15 protein-coding genes and 2 riboswitches are annotated in these 18,097 nt (G+C 49.1%); of the genes, 14 read left to right on the top strand and 1 reads right to left on the bottom strand.

Annotated elements, in window-relative coordinates:
* Positions 1-10: 10 nt before the first annotated feature.
* The 10 genes from PEPTYR26121_RS05925 to PEPTYR26121_RS05880 all read left to right on the top strand — a co-directional run bounded on the left by PEPTYR26121_RS05925 (position 11) and on the right by PEPTYR26121_RS05880 (position 12,903).
* A complete protein-coding gene (locus tag PEPTYR26121_RS05925; protein WP_180500208.1) occupies positions 11-3,445 on the top strand; it encodes a DNA polymerase III subunit alpha in 3,435 nt (1,144 codons plus the stop codon).
* A gap of 7 nt (positions 3,446-3,452) precedes the next feature.
* Positions 3,453-4,409 carry an ATP-dependent 6-phosphofructokinase gene (locus tag PEPTYR26121_RS05920; RefSeq protein ID WP_180500207.1) on the top strand — a complete coding sequence of 319 codons (957 nt, stop codon included), beginning with the start codon at positions 3,453-3,455 and terminating at the stop codon, positions 4,407-4,409.
* Between the two features lie 8 nt (positions 4,410-4,417).
* Positions 4,418-6,163, top strand: a complete 1,746-nt coding sequence (pyk, locus tag PEPTYR26121_RS05915) for a pyruvate kinase (protein WP_180500205.1) — start codon at positions 4,418-4,420, stop codon at positions 6,161-6,163.
* 52 nt (positions 6,164-6,215) lie between these two features.
* Positions 6,216-6,311, top strand: a riboswitch (THF riboswitch).
* A gap of 29 nt (positions 6,312-6,340) precedes the next feature.
* Positions 6,341-6,856 carry a folate family ECF transporter S component gene (locus PEPTYR26121_RS05910; protein ID WP_180500203.1) on the top strand — a complete coding sequence of 172 codons (516 nt, stop codon included), beginning with the start codon at positions 6,341-6,343 and terminating at the stop codon, positions 6,854-6,856.
* 47 nt (positions 6,857-6,903) lie between these two features.
* The gene (locus PEPTYR26121_RS05905) at positions 6,904-7,209 is read left to right on the top strand and encodes a DUF4298 domain-containing protein (RefSeq protein WP_180500201.1); all 306 of its coding nucleotides are present in this window, start codon (positions 6,904-6,906) and stop codon (positions 7,207-7,209) included.
* A 9-nt stretch (positions 7,210-7,218) separates the two neighbouring features.
* A complete protein-coding gene (gene zupT, locus PEPTYR26121_RS05900; protein ID WP_180500199.1) occupies positions 7,219-8,013 on the top strand; it encodes a zinc transporter ZupT in 795 nt (264 codons plus the stop codon).
* A gap of 62 nt (positions 8,014-8,075) precedes the next feature.
* A riboswitch (Lysine riboswitch) is annotated at positions 8,076-8,250 on the top strand.
* A 105-nt stretch (positions 8,251-8,355) separates the two neighbouring features.
* Positions 8,356-9,969, top strand: coding sequence for a Na+/H+ antiporter NhaC family protein (locus tag PEPTYR26121_RS05895; protein ID WP_180500198.1), 1,614 nt, complete (start codon positions 8,356-8,358; stop codon positions 9,967-9,969).
* Between the two features lie 536 nt (positions 9,970-10,505).
* The gene (locus PEPTYR26121_RS05890; RefSeq protein WP_180500196.1) at positions 10,506-10,871 is read left to right on the top strand and encodes a metallopeptidase family protein; all 366 of its coding nucleotides are present in this window, start codon (positions 10,506-10,508) and stop codon (positions 10,869-10,871) included.
* The gene (locus PEPTYR26121_RS05885; RefSeq protein ID WP_180500194.1) at positions 10,864-11,655 is read left to right on the top strand and encodes a J domain-containing protein; all 792 of its coding nucleotides are present in this window, start codon (positions 10,864-10,866) and stop codon (positions 11,653-11,655) included. Before PEPTYR26121_RS05890 ends, PEPTYR26121_RS05885 begins: the two co-directional genes overlap by 8 nt.
* A 9-nt stretch (positions 11,656-11,664) precedes the next feature.
* Positions 11,665-12,903, top strand: a complete 1,239-nt coding sequence (locus tag PEPTYR26121_RS05880; protein ID WP_180500192.1) for a glycosyltransferase family 4 protein — start codon at positions 11,665-11,667, stop codon at positions 12,901-12,903.
* A gap of 46 nt (positions 12,904-12,949) precedes the next feature.
* On the opposite strand, the gene PEPTYR26121_RS05875 is transcribed toward PEPTYR26121_RS05880, so the two are convergent.
* Entirely contained in the window at positions 12,950-13,747 is a 798-nt protein-coding gene (locus tag PEPTYR26121_RS05875) for an NAD(+)/NADH kinase (protein WP_180500190.1), read from the bottom strand.
* A gap of 57 nt (positions 13,748-13,804) precedes the next feature.
* Here PEPTYR26121_RS05875 and PEPTYR26121_RS05870 point away from each other — a divergent pair, with 57 nt between their 5' ends.
* The 4 genes from PEPTYR26121_RS05870 (at position 13,805) to PEPTYR26121_RS05855 (ending at position 18,088) form a co-directional block, all read left to right on the top strand.
* Complete coding sequence (locus PEPTYR26121_RS05870) at positions 13,805-14,644, top strand: RluA family pseudouridine synthase (protein WP_180500188.1); 840 nt, start codon at positions 13,805-13,807, stop codon at positions 14,642-14,644.
* Between the two features lie 243 nt (positions 14,645-14,887).
* Positions 14,888-16,015: an acyl-CoA dehydrogenase family protein gene (locus tag PEPTYR26121_RS05865; RefSeq protein ID WP_218956331.1), complete on the top strand. Its 1,128-nt coding sequence runs from the start codon at positions 14,888-14,890 to the stop codon at positions 16,013-16,015.
* Positions 16,016-16,042: 27 nt separating this feature from the next.
* The gene (locus tag PEPTYR26121_RS05860; RefSeq protein ID WP_180500184.1) at positions 16,043-16,864 is read left to right on the top strand and encodes a phosphate/phosphite/phosphonate ABC transporter substrate-binding protein; all 822 of its coding nucleotides are present in this window, start codon (positions 16,043-16,045) and stop codon (positions 16,862-16,864) included.
* Positions 16,865-16,921: 57 nt separating this feature from the next.
* On the top strand, positions 16,922-18,088 hold the full coding sequence (locus PEPTYR26121_RS05855; protein ID WP_180500182.1) for a cobalamin-independent methionine synthase II family protein: 1,167 nt from the start codon (positions 16,922-16,924) through the stop codon (positions 18,086-18,088).
* Positions 18,089-18,097 lie beyond the last annotated feature (9 nt).

Genomic DNA, 18,097 nt, shown 5'->3' with positions numbered 1-18,097 from the left:
GAGGAACGCCATGACATCATTCGTTCATTTACATCTACACTCGGAATATTCTCTCTTAGACGGCTTCAGTAAAATCAGCGAACTGCCCGAGCGGGTAAAGTCTCTGGGCATGGACGCCGTGGCCTTAACCGATCACGGAAACATGTACGGCGCCGTGGCTTTTTATAAAGCGGCGAAAGAGGCGGGGGTCAAGCCGATTTTAGGCTGCGAGGTTTACGTTACGGAGAAGGACAAGCAGTTAAAAGATCCGTCCAATCCTCGCTACCATTTAATTCTCCTCGCGGAAAATCGGGAAGGTTTTGAAAATTTAATGGCCATCGTTTCGGCGGGATTCGTCGACGGATTTTATTATAAACCGCGAGTGGACATGGAAGATCTTCGCGAACATCATAAGGGCATTATCGCCACCTCCGCCTGCCTCGGCGGGGAAGTGCAGCAGGCTCTTTTGAGAGGAGATGAAGAAGGGGCCAAGGAAATCGCTCTGCGCTATAAGGATATTTTCGGGCCCGAAAATTTCTTCCTCGAGCTGCAAGACCACGGCATGCGGGAGCAGAAAGATGTGAACCGCCGTTTGCTCCGCCTTTCCAAGGAGACGGGCATCGAGCTTATCGCCACCAACGACTGCCACTATCTGAGCCGGGAAGACGCCGAAGTACACGACGCCCTCCTCTGTATTCAGACGGGATCGATTTTAAGTGAAGAAAAGCGGATGCGTTTCCCCAGCGACGAATTTTACGTCAAGAGCCCGGAAGAAATGGCGGAGACTTTTTCCTTCGCCCCGGAGGCTTTGGAAAACACGGTAAAAATAGCCGAGCGATGCAATGTAGAATTGGAGTTTCATAATCTTCACCTCCCTCACTTCGAGCTGCCGGCAGGTTATACCAACGAAGGCTATTTAAGGGAGCTCGTGGAAGAGGGGCTCATTCGCCGTTACGGAACTGTAAGCGACGAAATTCGCGAGCGCGTCGAATTTGAGCTGAATACGATTTTTTCCATGGGCTATACCGATTACTTCCTCATCGTCTGGGATTTTATTCGCTTCGCCCGGTCGAAAGATATTCAGGTGGGCCCCGGGCGGGGTTCCGCGGCGGGCAGTGTAGTAAGTTACGCCTTAGAAATTATCGACGTGGATCCCCTGGCCTTCGGCTTGCTTTTCGAACGCTTTTTAAATCCCGAACGGGTGAGCATGCCCGATATCGACGTGGATTTTTGCTACGAACGGCGGGAAGAAGTGATCGATTACGTCATCGAAAAATACGGGGAAGACCACGTGGCCCAAATCGTCACCTTCGGAACTTTAGGGGCAAGAGCTGCCATTCGGGACGTGGGACGGGTTATGGACCTTCCCTACGGGCGTGTGGATTACGTAGCCAAGCAAGTGCCCAACGAACTGAACATTACCCTCACCCGGGCCCTTGAAATTTCTCCTTCTTTGAAGAAGAGCTACGAAAGCGAAGAGGAAATTCACAGGCTTTTGGATCTGGCGCTCCATATCGAGGGAGTACCTCGCCACACTTCCACCCACGCGGCGGGGGTGGTAATAAGCCAAAATCCCATTACGGACTACGTGCCCCTAACGCGGAACGGGGAGATTATCTCCACCCAATTTAATATGATCGAGCTGGAAGAGCTGGGCCTTTTAAAGATGGACTTTTTAGGCCTCAGAACCCTTACGGTCATAAGGGATGCGAAGGATTTTATAAAGAGAGACTATGGAATCGACGTGGACTTCGATACCATGCGCTACGACGATCCCGAGGTGTTGAAGATTTTTCAGCGAGCGGAAACCCTCGGCGTGTTCCAATTTGAAAGCGGGGGCATGCGCGCCTTCTTAAAAGAATTGAAGCCCACAAAATTCGCCGATCTCGCCGCCGCCAACGCTCTTTTCAGACCGGGGCCCATGAATCAGATTCCGAAATTTGTGGAATCGAAACACGATCCCTCTAAGATCTCCTATCCCCACCCGGCACTGGAATCGATTTTAGAGGAAACTTACGGCTGCATCGTCTATCAAGAACAGGTTATGGAGATCGTCAGGAAAATAGGCGGCTACTCTTTGGGCCGTGCAGATCTCGTGCGCCGCGCCATGAGTAAAAAGAAAATGACCGTGATGGAACAGGAGCGGCAGAATTTTATTTACGGAAGTTTAAACGACGACGGCTCCATCGACGTGGCGGGAGCCATTCGAAACGGCGTCGACGAAAAGAGCGCCAATGTCATTTACGATTTAATGATCGACTTTGCAAACTACGCCTTTAATAAATCTCACTCCGTGGCCTACGCCGTAGTGGCCTACCGAACGGCGTGGCTCAAGCACTATTACCCGGCGGCCTTTATGGCGGCTCAGATTACCTCCTTTATGTCCGACACCGCCCACGTGCGCATGTACATCGAGGAATGTAAGCGCCTCGGCATTAAGATTTTACCTCCCAGTGTCAACAAGAGCTTTTTGCAATTTAATGTGGAGGAAGGCGCCATTCGATTCGGCTTAAAGGGCGTCAAAAATGTGGGCGCAAATTTCGTCCACGCCATCGAAAAGGCCCGCAGGGAGGGAGGACCCTTCAGCTCTATGAGTGAATTTATCCAAAGGGTAGACAAGGTCGCCCCGGGCGCCATGAACAAGCGGAGCATGGAATCTCTTATTAAAGCCGGCGCCTTCGACGAATTAGGCGGCAACCGGCCCCAATACCTGGCCGTGTACGACAAACTCATCGACGGCGTCCAAGGGGAAAATAAGCGAAATATTCCCGGTCAGGTCAGCCTTTTCCAGACGGCGGAAACTCAAAAAGATCATCTGCCGAAATTGAAAGATTACGATCAAAAGCAAAAACTCGAATACGAACGGGACGTAATGGGAATTTATGTATCGGGACATCCTTTAGAGTCTTATGTAAAGAGTTTGAAGAATCAAACCGATTACGATACGCAAAAAGTGCGGGAGACTTTAGAGGGACAGGATACTATTTTCAGAGCGACCCTCGGCGGTCTTTTGCGTGAAAAGCGGACCCTCGTAACGAAGAAGAACCAAATGATGGCCTTCGGCATTTTAGAAGACCTTTACGGCACCATCGAGCTCGTCTTATTCCCGAGCGTCTATGCCGGCTTGGAATCCGGCGTCTTCGAAGAAGGAGAGCTCATAACCGTTACCGGCCGAATAGAAGGCAGCGATGTGGAAGAGGGTAAGATTTTAGTGGAATCGGTAAAGCCTCTCAGAGATCTGGACGACAGAGAGACTCTTTATTTGCGATTGAAAGATGAATCCCTTCAAAAAGAAGGGGAAGAGATTTTAAAGAGATGGCCGGGATCCATGCCCGTGGTATTTTATTTCGAAGATACAAAGCGGGCGGTGGGATTGCCGAGAGAATTTTCCGTATCCTACGGCGACGGCTTAATTCGAGATTTAAGCGAGATTATGAATCCCGAAACCGATGCGATCAGAAAGTGAGGACGAGATGAGAATCGGCGTATTGACAAGCGGAGGGGACGCTCCGGGAATGAACGCCGCCCTTCGCGCCGTAGTGCGCGTGGCGATTTATGAAGGTCACGATGTAGTCGGCATTCGAAACGGCTTCAGTGGCATTTTTGATAAAGACTTTAAAGCTATGGATCTTTCCTCCGTGGCGGATATTATCCATAAAGGGGGCACGATTTTAGGCACGAGTCGCTCGGAAGAGATGCGAACCGAGGAAGGCATCCTGCGGGCTCGCCGGATTTTAAAAGAAGAGGGAATCGAGCATTTAATCGTCATCGGCGGCGACGGCTCTATGAAAGGCGCTCTGGCCCTTTCGGACGTAGGGCAGTCGGTGATCACCCTGCCCGCCACCATCGACAACGATCTGGGCTATCAGGAGGCGAGCATCGGCTTTTACACGGCGGTGGAAACTATTTTAGACGCCGTGGGAAAAGTTCGGGATACCTCCAGTGCCTTAAGGCGCGCCAATATTATCGAGGTCATGGGAAGAGAATGCGGCGATTTAGCCCTTTATGCGGGCATCGCCGGCGGGGCGGAAAGCGTCATAATTCCCGAAGTGGGCCTGGATTTTGAAGGGGTTAAAAATAAAATCTTAGCCGGGAAGAAGCGTGGCAAGCGTCACCATATTATTCTCCTGACGGAGGAGCAGGTTCCGGCCTACGGTTTGGCGAAAGATTTGGAAGAGGCCACGGGGGTGGAAACCCGAGTGACGATTCTCGGCTATATTCAAAGAGGAGGCATTCCCACGGGGAAAGATCGCATCAACGCATCGAGGCTCGGGGCGGAAGCCGTCTCTCTCTGCGGCGATGAAAAACGCTCCATGGCCTTGGGCTTTTCCGAAGGAAGGATTCAATCCTTCGATTTAAAAGAAGCGTTAGCTGTTGAAAAATCCTTCGATCGCGCACTTTACGACATTCTGGATAAAATTTCCATTTAGGAGGCAGTATGAAAAAGACGAAAATCGTAGCCACCATAGGGCCTGCATCTTCAAGTCCGGAGATGCTTCGGGCCTTGATCGAAGCGGGGGTGAACGTGTTTCGCCTCAATTTTTCCCACGGCAATCACGAAAGCCACAAAAAAGAGCTCGCCGCCATTCGTGAAGCGGCGCAGGTGACGAAGACCCCCGTTGCCACCATGCTCGACACGAAAGGACCTGAAATCCGCACAGGAGATTTTAAAGAAGAGAGGGTAGAGCTGAAACCGGGTGCCTCCTTCAGCCTTTACAGCGAAGAGCGCCTCGGCGATGAAAAGGGAGCCTATCAAACCTACGAACACCTCTATCGAGATGTAGCCCCGGGGCAAAAGATTTTAATCGACGACGGCTTAATCGCCCTGGAAGTTACCTCAATCGAGAGGACCACGATTCACACGAAGGTCTTAAACGGCGGGAGTGTAAGCAATCACAAGGGGATCAATGTACCCGGAGCGAAGATTAATCTGCCGGCCCTTACGGAAAAAGATATTCAGGATATCCTCCTGGCCATCGAAGAGGATATGGATTTTATCGCCGCCTCTTTTATTCGCAAAAAAGAAGACATCCTCGCCATTCGCGACGTCTTGGAAAATCACGGCGGCGACGGGATAAAAATTATTGCGAAAATTGAAAATGAAGAGGGCATCGCCAATATGGACGATATTATTTCCACCGCCGACGGGATTATGGTGGCCCGCGGCGATATGGGCGTGGAGATCGAGACGGAGCGGGTGCCCGTGGTGCAAAAAGAACTGATCGCCCGTTCTATCGGCGAGGGAATTCCCGTGATTACGGCGACGCAGATGTTGGATTCCATGATCCGCAACCCCAGGCCCACACGGGCGGAGGTGGCCGATGTGGCCAACGCCATTATCGACGGCACGAGTGCCGTCATGCTTTCGGGAGAGACCGCCATGGGCGCCTATCCCTTGGAAGCGGTAAAGACCATGGCTCGCATCGCCGAGATTACGGAGCCCATATTAAAAGAAGAAGAGCCCTATAAAAAGCTGACGAGTTTTAAAAAAAGTACCACCAACACAGTGGTGCAACACGCCGTGGAAATGGCGGATCAATTATCATGCGATGCCATCGTCATCGCCACGGCCACTGGCTACAGTTCCAGGAACCTGTCGAAATTTCGCCCGAAGGTGAATGTATTTGCCGTTACCGAAGACGAGCGGGTTCTTCGCCAGATGAATCTTCAGTGGGGCGTAACTGGCGTCCTCGGCAGTACCCGAGGCAAACATATTTTTGAAGACACGGCGGGCATCGTCAAGCGCGCCGGTTGGATTCGCGACGGGGATTTAATCGCCATGGTGGCGGGAATTCCCCAGGGCGTGGCCGGGAGCACCAATGTTATTAAAATTCATCAGGTAGCCTCCACACTTCATAAGGGCACGGGCCTCGGCGGCGGTATTAAGACGGGGCGAGCCCGCATCGTAAAAGAAGATATGAATTTCGTTCGGGATTTTACCGATGGAGATATTCTCGTGGTGAAACAATATCACAAAGAGCTGGCACCCTTTATCGGGCGAGCAGGGGCCTTCGTTTCGGAAGAAGAAGGACTTACCTCTCCCTCGGCCATTGCCGGGATTAACGAAGGCGTTATTACCGTCGTGGGATGCCCCGGTATTGCGGACGGTCTCCATCCCGGCGATGTGATTACGGTCAATGGCGACACAGGAGAAATTTTCCTGGGAAGCGTCAACGCCATTTAGTCCGAAGTTCACCTTGTAGAGGAGGATTAAAAAGTTTATAATAGTTTCGTTATGTAGAGTAGGCAAAAGGCGTCAAGTGTTGAGGGATGGGAAGTTGCCCTCAAACGAAGAGATAAGAGGCTCGCTATCTTTTGCCGCATCCGCTGCTATCCTCTTTAGCAGCTTTAAGGAGGAAAAATGAAACAATTTAATACGAAGAAACTGACCTTTTTGGCCGTCATGGTGGCGCTGCAAATTGTATTTTCGCGCACACTGGGGATCGATCTCGGAAACTATCAGCGCATCAGCTTTTCCTTTATCCCCATTACTTTAGCATCCACAGTTTTAGGACCCGTAGCCAGCGGGGCGGCATCGGCCGTGGCGGATATTATCGGGTTTATGACAAAACCCACCGGCCCCTATTTCCCGGGATTTACCTTGAATGCTTTTTTAGGCGCTTTTATTTACGGTCTTTTCTTTTACAAGAAAGAACTTAGCTTGAAACGCATTATTCTCGCCAACACGGTCGTTACCGTACTCGTGAATTGTCTCATGGGAACCTATTGGGTTCATATGCTTTACGGCAATCCCTTTAATGCCGTATTAATAAGCAAACTGCCTTTCCAAGCTTTAATGTATGTCATTAAAATTGTCGTTCAAGCACTTATTTTAGAACGTTTGTCGAAAGAGGCTATACGCCTTTTCCGCGATTAAGGAGGCGCCGCAAGGCGTCTTTTATTTTATAAGAAAGAAGGATTTCGATGGAAACCATTAGAAAACGCGTTATGGGCATGGAAGAAATTTTAGAAGAACAAATGGCGTGCCAAACAGAACTTAGAGAAGCTATGGAAAAAGTCGCCGAGCTGAACGATCGCTACGTAATCTTACGGGATTACTACGGCAGCGAAGAAATGAATGAAGATCTCGAAGCCGATGAAGCGGGTAAGCTCGACGATATAAATCGGGGCGTCTTAACGGAAGATTTAGTCTATAATTTAATGGGCGATCGCTATGAATTGGGGCTGGATCTTCTGGAACTTGCCCATTTACTTTTGAAACATTACTAGGAGGAATTTATGTCGAATGTAGGTGTTGCGTTTTTAAACACGGCCCTCGCCGGGCTCGCCACTATGCTCGGCGCAGTTATTGTGTTTTTATCGGGATCGGATAATAAAAAATTTCTGTCCTCCGCCCTGGGCTTTTCCGCCGGTGTCATGATCTATATTTCCTTTATGGAAATGATGCCTATGGCCACAGAGAATTTCCAACAGACCATGGGCGAGCGCGCTGCCGGCATGGCCACTTTGGCCGCCTTTTTCGGTTCCATGCTCGTCTTCGGCCTCGTGTCCCATCTGGTGCCGGAAGCCGACGAGCCTCACGAAATTAAAACTGAGGAGGAAATGGAGGCGGAAGCCCACGAAAAGGCCTTGGAGAAAGTGGGGATTAAAAGCGCCATCGCCATCGGCGTCCACAACTTTCCCGAGGGCATGGTAACCTTTATGACCACGCTTTTAGACCCGGCCATGGGGGTAACCATCGCCATCGCCATTGCCATGCACAATATCCCCGAAGGGATCGGCGTGGCGGCGCCCATTTATTTCGCCACGGGAGATAAGAAAAAAGCCCTTTGGCTCACCTTTTTAAGCGGCGTTTCAGAACCCTTGGGCGCCATTCTCGCGTATTTGGTCTTACGTCCGTTCCTAACGACCACTTTATTCGGCATCGTGTTTGCCGCCATTTCGGGAATTATGGTGCTTATTTCCTTCGACGAGCTTTTACCCGCATCCCGCGCTTACGGCGAAACCCACCTGTCACTAATAGGCGTGATCTTAGGCATGCTCGTTATGGGGCTCAGTCTTATTGTTTTATAAAGTTTAACTTTTCTCTTGACATTCCGGGGAAAGGTCCGTATACTCATATACAATAATCGAATAAGCGTGATAGAGGCGCATGTTTCATCAGTACCGATTATCTCCGGTCAATGGATTTTCGGGAAAGGGAAACGTGCCGAGGGTTAAGCGTTCGTGTCCACGGATGCTTATCGCCGGGACGTAGGAGAATATCTTACGTACTGTCGTTCGCCGAGCGAACGGAGGGCTATCGTGTCTTGAGGATTTTCTTTTCATACGAAGATTCAAAAGCCATGATAGTATCATGGCTTTTTTTTGTTTCGATTATTCCGCTATTATATTTGGATCAGAAAGGAAAATCTTATGACGAATCGTAGAAGTTTACTTATCGCCCTGATACTGGGCATTATCGCCGTGGGAGGCAGCTTTGCCGTAGCATCAAGCGGCGTCGAAACCCACGCCACTTTCTGGGCATTGGTACCGCCCATTGTAGCCATCAGCTTGGCTCTTATTACAAAAGAAGTTTTCCCCTCTTTATTTATCGGGATTTTCGTCGGCGCTATTTTATCTTCCGGCGGATCATTCACCACCACCATGGACCACGTGATCAACGAAGGTTTGATCTCGGCCGTGTCCGGTACGGCGGGTATTTTCTTATTCCTCGTCTTGCTGGGCATGATGGTCGCCCTTATTAACAAGAGCGGAGGCACCCGGGCATTCGGCGAATGGGCCGCAAGCCATATTACCTCCCGTCGCGGAGCTCAATTGGCTACCTTCTTCCTGGGCCTGTTGATTTTTATCGACGACTACTTTAACTGCTTAACCGTCGGTTCGGTTATGCGTCCCGTAACCGACCGCTTCAAGATTTCCAGAGCGAAACTCGCCTATATAATCGACGCCACGGCGGCGCCGATTTGTATGATCGCCCCCATCAGTTCTTGGGCAGCAGCCGTTTCCGGCTACGCCGAAGGTACGGGCATGAGCGGCATAACCATGTTTGTAAAAGCTATTCCTTATAACTTTTACTCGATTTTAACCTTACTCTTTGTCGTTGTTTTAATTTGGAAGCACGACGATTACGGTTCCATGCTCAAGTATGAAGAAGACGCTCTTCGTGGAAACGACCACAGCGCCTTAAGAGAAGAAGCTGTACCGGAAGCGACGGCGGAACACGCAAGTCTTTTAGATCTCGTTCTTCCCATTATCTTTTTAATCGTCGTATCCGTTATCGCTCTCATTTATGTAGGCGGCTTCTTCGATCCCGCCAGCGGCTTCCAAGGCGATTTCGTCGGCGCATTCGGCAACACCGACGCCACTGTGGGCCTTCCCTGGGGTGCCCTCATTACTTTGATCGTTACCATCGCCTATCTTTTAATTCGCCGCGTTATAGATTTCGGCGAATCAATGAACTGCTTAACGGAAGGTTTCAACTCCATGGTCGCCGCCATTATGATCTTAACCATGGCGACGGCTCTCAAAAATATTTCCAACGATTTATTAGGCAGCGCCGAATACGTGGGCAATATAATGAGCGGCGTGGCCGGCGGCCTTCAATACTTCCTGCCGGTGGTTATCTTTATCGTCGCGGCCCTTCTCGCCTTTGCTACGGGTACGAGCTGGGGTACCTTCGGTATTTTGATCCCCATCGTCGTCAGCATGTTCAGCGTAGAGGAACCTGTATTCTTTATCGGCTTATCCGCATGCTTGGCAGGTGCCGTCTGCGGCGACCACTGCTCGCCCATTAGTGATACGACCATCATGTCCTCGGCAGGGGCCGGCTGCAATCACGTGGTCCACGTGTCCACCCAATTGCCCTACGCCTTAACCGTGGCATGTGTAAGCTCCATTTGCTATCTGATCGCGGCCTTTGTTCAATCGCCGATCATCCCGTTGATCGTAGGTGTGGCGTTAATCGTGGGCCTCTTAACTTTCTTAAAAGTTCGCGGAGGAGACGATCCCTTACGCAACGAATTATAATAATGAAGAGAAGAGTGAATGTTTTGATTCGCTCTTCTTTTTTTGTGCGCCATTCAAAGAATATTGACATATGGCCCGACGATGGAGTAAACTATGGGCAACAGGATCGACAAGTAATTGACTATCCGTTCCGGAATATAATGTTCTCTCGGCTGCCGGTGGCTTAAAGGATACGTTAACGGCAGGGGAAAATGGAAAGAGTCTAATTTACAGTGTTAAAAGGAGGCGTATTCAATGTCGGCAATGCCATTTATTTTCAGTTCCGTTTATGGCATCATCAGTTTAATCGTCTTGATTTTATTCGGCGCTTGTTGCGTAAAATATTTGCTGAAAAAGAAATAGAGAGTATGTAAGAGAGGGCGGATCAAATGATTCGCTCTTTTTATGTCCTTTTAAAACATATTAAAGGATAAAATAGAAAGAATTATTTTTTTCGGCAAAACAAAGGTAAGGAAAAGGCAAATGATTCCGGGAAGGCTCTATTGATCTTTATAATTCTTTAAAGATCCCATATAATAAAGGTTCAGGAGGCTATAATGGATGATCGATTTGAAGAAATGGCAGAAATTTTAGACGATGCAGTGGACGCTCTTCCCGAACCTTATTTTAACGGCTTAAACGGAGGAGTCTTGTTTTCAAGAGACGCCATGCACGACGAGGAATTTGACGAGCTTTACGTGCTCGGCCATTATCGCGTCATGGGAACGGTGCGTACCATCGAGCTTTACTACGGATCCTTTATGGCCCTTTACGGCAATCTCCCTCACGACGCTCTGGCGCACCATTTAAGGGAGACGCTCTACCACGAGCTCACCCATCATTTGGAAACCTTGGCAGGAGAAAATGACTTGGAATTAGACGACCTGGCGTTTATGGAACGCTATAGGAGGGATAATGGATAAATTTTACGGCAACTTTTTTAAAACTGTCGGCACGGCATTGGACTATGTGTTGGAGTTTTTAATTACGATCTTCAGTTTGCTCACCGAGCTTACGAGATCATTCAGAAGTTTACTCCTTTCGGTATTATTTTTCGGTGGCTGCTTTGTATTTATCCTTCTTTGGATTCCCATGAGCTTTCGCTCGAGCGGCGGCGTGCCCTGGCCTTTAATTGTTCTTTTGATCTTGATATTTCCCATTATCGGATCCTTCGCCGTCACCAGACTTAAGTATGTTCAATATATGGTGACGGAATATTTTTATGAGCGGGCCGATTACTATCTCCTCGGAAAAGATGTAAGTTACGAATCCATGGGAGATTACGGCAGACGCTATCAGCGCCGCATGGAAGAAGAGCGGCGCCGCAGGGAGCGGGAACAGGCGGCTTTTGAAGAGGAAATGTTCAGGCGCCAGTTCGAAGCCTTTTTCAATCAGCAAAACTTCGGCGGCTACGACACTGGTAATTACGGCGGAGGCGGTTACAATACCGGAGGATACTCCGGGCCCACCTACGACGGCGGCTTTAAGGAAAAATATGAGGCGGCCATTCACCGTCTCGGCCTGGATCTTACGGCGGATAAATATGAAGTGCGCCTGGCCTATAAGCGACTCGCTAAAAAATACCATCCGGATTTGAACCCGGAGGAGGACACGACGAAGATCTTTCAGGAGATCAATGCGGCCAACGACTTTTTAACCGACGAAGCCATTGCGCGCTATAAACAAATGTATGGAAATAAGAATTAGGAGACAATAATGAAAATTTTACACACCCTGGCCCAACTTCCTACGCGGACGGGGAGCGGCGTTTACTTTTCAAATCTCGTAGACGGCTTGGAGAAAAAGGGAATGGAGCAGGCGCTGATCTATGCGGTGCAGGAGCCCTATAGTTTTGATTTTTCCCAAAAAACATTCCCCGTCACCTTCCAAACAGATGAGATTCCCTTTCCCATCGCCGGCATGAGCGACGAAATGCCCTATAAAAATACGGTGTACTCGGAGATGACCGAAGAGATGATCGCTACCTGGCGTGCAGCTTTTAAAAAACGCCTTCTCGAAGCGAAGGAAAAGTTTCAGCCCGATCTTATCGTGGCCCATCACCTATGGTATCTGACGGACATGGTATTGGAGATTTTTCCCGACATCCCGGTGGTCGGCGTCTGCCACGGCACCGACCTTCGCCAAGGGGAAAAGCACGACGATCTTTTGGAACGCTACACTACCCACATGAACGAGCTGGATTATGTCTTCGCCCTTTCGGAAAAGGATAAGGCCGCCATCTCCAGAATGTACGCCATTCCCGAGAATAAAATCACCGTTACGGGCGGAGGATACAATCAGGTTGTCTTTAACGATCAGGGCATCTGGCGCCACGAAAAAACCATTAAGATCATTTACGCCGGGAAACTTTCCAGGGCCAAGGGCGTCTACGAATTGGCGAAAGCCTATCCCAATTTAAAGCGGAAGTATCCGGAAATCGAAATGGAACTGATCGGAGAGGAATCTCTGGAAAAGAAAGACCGCATCTTCGAATGTGCCCATTATAAAGAGGGCTTTAAGATCCACAATGTGATCGATCAAAAGGCGCTGGGCGCCCATATGAAGACCTGCGATATTTTCGTCTTGCCCAGTTATTACGAGGGGCTTGGTCTGATCGCCATCGAGGCTCTGGCTTGTCGCATGCGCCTTGTGACGTCGGAGCTCGAGGGGCTTTTGGAGCTTCTCGGCGACGACTTTTTAAAGAGCGATGTAGTGGAAGTAGTGCCTCTCCCGAGGCTTTACAACACGGACGAGCCCTATAAGCTTGAGATCGACGATTACGTTCAAGGTCTTGAAGCAGCCATTGAAAAGCAGATCCTCAACCTGCGGGACGAGCGTCCCTTCTCCGATGATTGTTACGAGCACGTTCGCTCCTATGCCTGGAGCGAAATCGTGGAAACGGAATACCGCCTCATGTGCGAGGTCTATAAGAATTACGAGGAAAAAAGAGCGTAATAAAAGCCCTTTGAAGGAGTGCAGTCTCCTTTGGAAAGGGCTTTTTTTAAAGGAATTTACTTTTAATATTTTCCCAATAATTATTTTCGAAGACGAGTTTATTAATGCGTTTATCCGAAAATTGAATATTGATGCGTTTAAACTGGGAATAGCTATGTTCTCTTCCGTCGATCAGGACTAAATTGGAATTGGCATAGCGCCGTTCGGGCACGAGGCTGATAACGTGTCGGCCCGGAATGACGATCGTAGATTTCATGGAGCGGTAGCTCGAGGAAGAAATCCCGGCGAGAGGTGTCATGGCCATGGCGTCCACTTCCGGATGGACGAGGCTCCCTCCGAGGGAAAGATTGTAGCCGCTGCTTCCCGACGGGGTCGCGACGAGCATGCCGTCCCCGGAAAATTTTTCCAAGTGATTGCGATCCACGAATATATTCATGTGGATGACCTTGGAATTTTGCGCCTTTAAGACGATTTCGTTTATGGCCTGGGCGTAATACTTTTTCTGATTGGTAAAAATCTCCGCGCTTAAAATGGGCAGCTGCTCCACATGGTAGCGATTATTTTTATAATCTTCGATAAATTCATCGAGCTTATCGGGGCTGATCTCCTGATAAAAACCCAAATGGCCCGTGTTGATGCCTACGATAGGCGTGGAAGAAAATTTCGTGCGGTTTACCGCCTTAATAAAGGCACCGTCGCCGCCCACTGTAATCGTAAGGGCCGCTTTTGGCGAGAGCGTCGTGGTAGGATTAAAGTGGTGTTCCTTCAGTTTCTGAATTAAACGTTTCGTCGTGCGACGACTTTCAAAATTTGAATTGGAAATTATATTGATGATCTTACTCATACTCACCTCCGTTCTTAATATTTGACTCATATAATATGGTAAATGAAAAGAGGAAAAATGGAAAGCAAAGACCGGTTAAAATTTAAAATTGACAAAGATTATAAGCGAGCCGACGGTTTTTTAAATAGAGCGGGATTTTCCCATACATTGATGAAGCGCTCCTTTCGCGGCGGACTCGTCAAGAGGGGAGAGGAAGTGCTTTTTCGAACGAGCCCTTTAAATGCCGATGACGAGATCACCGTGGATTTCGAGGAAGAGTCTACGGATCTTTCGCCGAGTCCCTTTCGTCAGAAGAAACTCTATGAAGACGAAGACCTTCTCGTCATCGAAAAGGGCGTCATTCCCTCCATGCCCTGCAAAATGTATCCCGAGGGAACGCTGGCCAACGAAATCGCAGGTTATTTTGAGACCATCGATTTAAAGCGAAAAGTGCGCATGCTCGGAAGGCTCGATAAGGAAACCACCGGCGTGTTGCTCGTATGCAAAAATCCCTACGCCTATTTAAAACTCGTGGACCATCATACGGAAAGTAAGACTTATGTGGCGCTTGTGCGGGGAACAGTGGCCGAAGGGGGAACCGTGGACGCTCCCATGGGCCCCGGGGAGCGATCTCTCGTGCGAGTTGTTCGTGAGGACGGGCAGAAGGCCATTACTCATTACGCGCCTTTAAATACCGGCGAAAATTCCCTCGTAAGATTGACTCTCGAAACCGGGCGCTGCCATCAGATTCGCTGCCACATGGCCCATATAGGTCACCCTATCGTCGGCGACGAGCTTTACGGCGGCGGAGAGGGAACGGTTCACCTTTACGTAGAATCTGTGAAAATCATTCATCCTCGAAGCGGGAAGGCGATGGTTTTCCGTTCCGAAGTGCCGAAAAGCTTTTGTATTATATAAGAAGAATAGATACTATAGAAATAATCTATATAAAAAGATTCACATTATAAATTAAAATATAAGGCGAGAGATGGCTTAAGACAGTCATTTGTCAAGTAAAACAGAGAAAATCGAAAAATTTTTCCGTTGAAGCTTTCCGTAATTTCTGCTAAAACTATGGTGAGTCCGTAGAGATTCAGTTAGCATTTGGGAAAACGAACCCACGGCAACTGAAGGAGTCATTTTATTTATAAGGAGGAAATGATGGAATACTACAATGGTGCAAAAGAATTTGCCGAAAAACATATTGCGCCTGTTGCAAGAGAACTTTCTGAAAAGGTAGAGTTCCCGGCAGGCATCTACGACGAACTTAAAAAAGAAGGCTACTTAAAATTATTAATTCCTAAAGAAATGGGCGGATTAGGCGGCGATATTTACGATCACTCGGAAATTATTCGCGCATTCTCCGAAAAATCGGCAACGGTCGGCTTAACCTACATGATGCACAATGTGGCTTTGAACATCGTACTCAATGCAGGTAAGGAAGAATTAAAACAAAAAATTGTAAAAGAAGTTGTAGAAGAAGGCAAAACCCTCGCCCTGGCATACTCCGAATCCGGAAGCGGCGTAAGCTTCTACTATCCCGAAACAACTGCAGAAAAGAAGGGCGACAAATGGCTCCTTAACGGCTCCAAGAGCATGGTTACCTCTGCGGAATACGCATCTTATTACATGGTTATCGCCAAAACAGGCGAAGGCCGTGCCGACACCGACAACTTCTGTGTTCCCATCGAAAGCGAAGGCTTGGAATTTAAGATGGAACGCTGGAACGGCATCGGCTTAAGAGGCAATGTTTCCTGCCCCATGTACATGGACAATATGGAACTCGACGAAATGTATCGCACCGGCGACAACAACTCCGGTATGGAACAAATCCTTACCCTCGTCGCACCTCTTTTCATCCAAGGTCTCGCATCGGTTTACAGCGGCTTGAACGTGGCTATTTCCAACGAAGCCATTATGCACGCTACCGACAGAACCTTCCCCGACGGAAGCAAATTGTCTGAAGTGGATACGATCAAACTTCACCTTTCCACCATTTACAACAACGCATTTGCAGGCGTTTCCGCTACTCGCGAAGCAGCTCTTGCAGCTCGTCGCGGCGACGAAGATGCCCTTGCGAAGATTCTTTCCGCTCGCGTTATCGCCATCGAAAATGTAACGGAAAGCGGCAAGCTCGGTATGCAAGTAGGCGGCGGCCGTGCGTACAGTCAATTCAGAGACTTCGCTCACTACTTTGCAGATGCCCTTGCAGGACAAGTTATGGCGCCCAGTCTCGACATTTTGCATCAATGGATCGGCAGCGTCTTAACGGGACAAATGATTCCGTAAAAACAGAAATCAGTTTAGGAGCATAGAATGACCATTAAATTAAAAGTCGGAGCCGTAATTTACGACCCGAAGATCACCGTTATTTGGGATATGATTCGCCAATACATCGAAGATCAAGATATGGGTATCGTCATTGAGCCCGTATTCTTCGACGAATATCGCAGCCAAATTAAAGCCCTTATGGACAAAGAAATCGACGTGGCGTGGAACTCGCCCCTCGCCAATCGTGAAGCCGAACTTCGCCTCAACGGCAAAGTAAAATACGGCCTTATGCGAGATACGGACAGAGATCTCCACACGGTCCTCGTGGCCAAAAAAGGCAGCGGCATTCAATCGGTAGAAGACTTAAAGGGCAAAAAGATCGCCTTCGGCGCCATCGACTCCCCTCAAGCGCGCTTGATTCCCATTCAATACTTGCGGGAACAAGGTCTTGAATTCGGTAAGGATTACGAAGAAGTGCGCTACGATATCGGCGTGGGCCTCGACGGCGACCACACCGGCGGCGAACTGGACGCCATCCAATCCGTTGAAGCCGGCGATAATGTAGCGGGCTTTGCCATCGAAGGCAACTTTAACGCATGGGTTAAAGACGGCACCGTAGACGGCAATCAATTGGAAGTTATCGGCAAAACCAATTCCTTTGACCACTGCATCTTCACCGCCCACGAAGATGTCGCCGACGAAGACTTAAAAGCATTCGACGATGTCTTGCTGACCATGGATTATTCCAGGGAACGAGACAAAGAAATCCTCGACCTGGAAGGCCTGAAAGAATGGGTACCCGGTCGTACCACAAACTTTGAAGAGATTCGTAAAGCAGTAGACTATATGAACTTCTTCGAAATCTAAGAAGAAACAGAGAGCCCGCCCATCAAAGGGTGGGCTTTCCTTATTAAGGAGGTATTCATGTTTGAAGTATCCCTTATGGGCTCTATGCCGAGAGGCAATGCCCTATTAAAGGCCGTTCGCGATGTGGACAAGGGCCGAATGAGCCGGGAAGAGTACGACAAGATGGTGGAAGAGGCAACTGAAAAAGTGGTAAAGCTTCAAGACGCATACGATGTGGATTACATTACCTGCGGCGAACTTTCCAGAGATAATTACGTGTCCTTTATCGCCGGCGCCTTAGGCGGCGTGAAGATGATGAGCATGAGCGATATGCTCCCCTATATCGAAGATAAGAAAGCCTATGAAGATATGCTCTCTATTTTAGACGTGCCCGCCAACAGTATAAAAAACGCTATTTGCGCCGGGAAAGTGACCCGGGATAAGCCCATGGTTTTGGAAGAACTGCGGGCCATGAAACGCATGACCGGGAGCAAAAAGAAAATCACTCTTCCGGGTCCCTATCTCGTAACCCGATCCATGTGGCTTAAAGGCCTTTCCGACGGTTATTATGATTCCAAAGAAGAGCTCGGCGCCGATGTGGTGGCCATTTTTAAAGAGGAAATTCGGGAACTGCAGGAAGAGGGCGTGGACATTATCCAATTCGACGAGCCGGTCCTCACAGAAGTTGTCTTTTCTCCGGCCCATACCCGCACCTTTATGTGCGCCTCTCTTTCGGAAAAGAAGGACCCGACGGAAGAGCTTATTTTCGCCACGGGATTAATTAAGGAAGTCTTGGCGTCGGTGGATCGGGAAAAATCCCGCGCCGCCCTCCACGTTTGCCGCGGTAACTGGAGCAAGGATGAGACCATTCTCTTGACGGGATCTTATACCCCCCTTCTCGAACTTTTCGAGGCGGTGAAGGCGGATATTTATTTCCTGGAATATTCTACGGATCGGGCAGGGGACATTGCCTCCCTTTTCGAGAATAAGAAGATCTTCGAGCGGGCTACACTGGGCCTCGGCGTAATGAACCCGAGGCAAGACGCCACGGAATCGGAAGAAGCTATTATCGAGCGCGTGGAAGAGGTTATGAATTATCTGCCGCCTGAGCAGATTATGCTCAATCCCGATTGCGGCTTCGCCACATTCGCTAAAAAGCCGGTAAATGAACTCGCCCATATTGAGGAAAAACTTTCCGTTTTACAATCGGTGAAAAAGGAATTGAGAAGTTGTTATGAAAAATAAGGAGATTCT

The sequence above is a fragment of the Aedoeadaptatus nemausensis genome, assembly GCF_903819165.1.
GTDB lineage: Bacteria > Bacillota > Clostridia > Tissierellales > Peptoniphilaceae > Aedoeadaptatus > Aedoeadaptatus nemausensis.
This window is presented reverse-complemented; position numbering and strand designations above follow the sequence as displayed.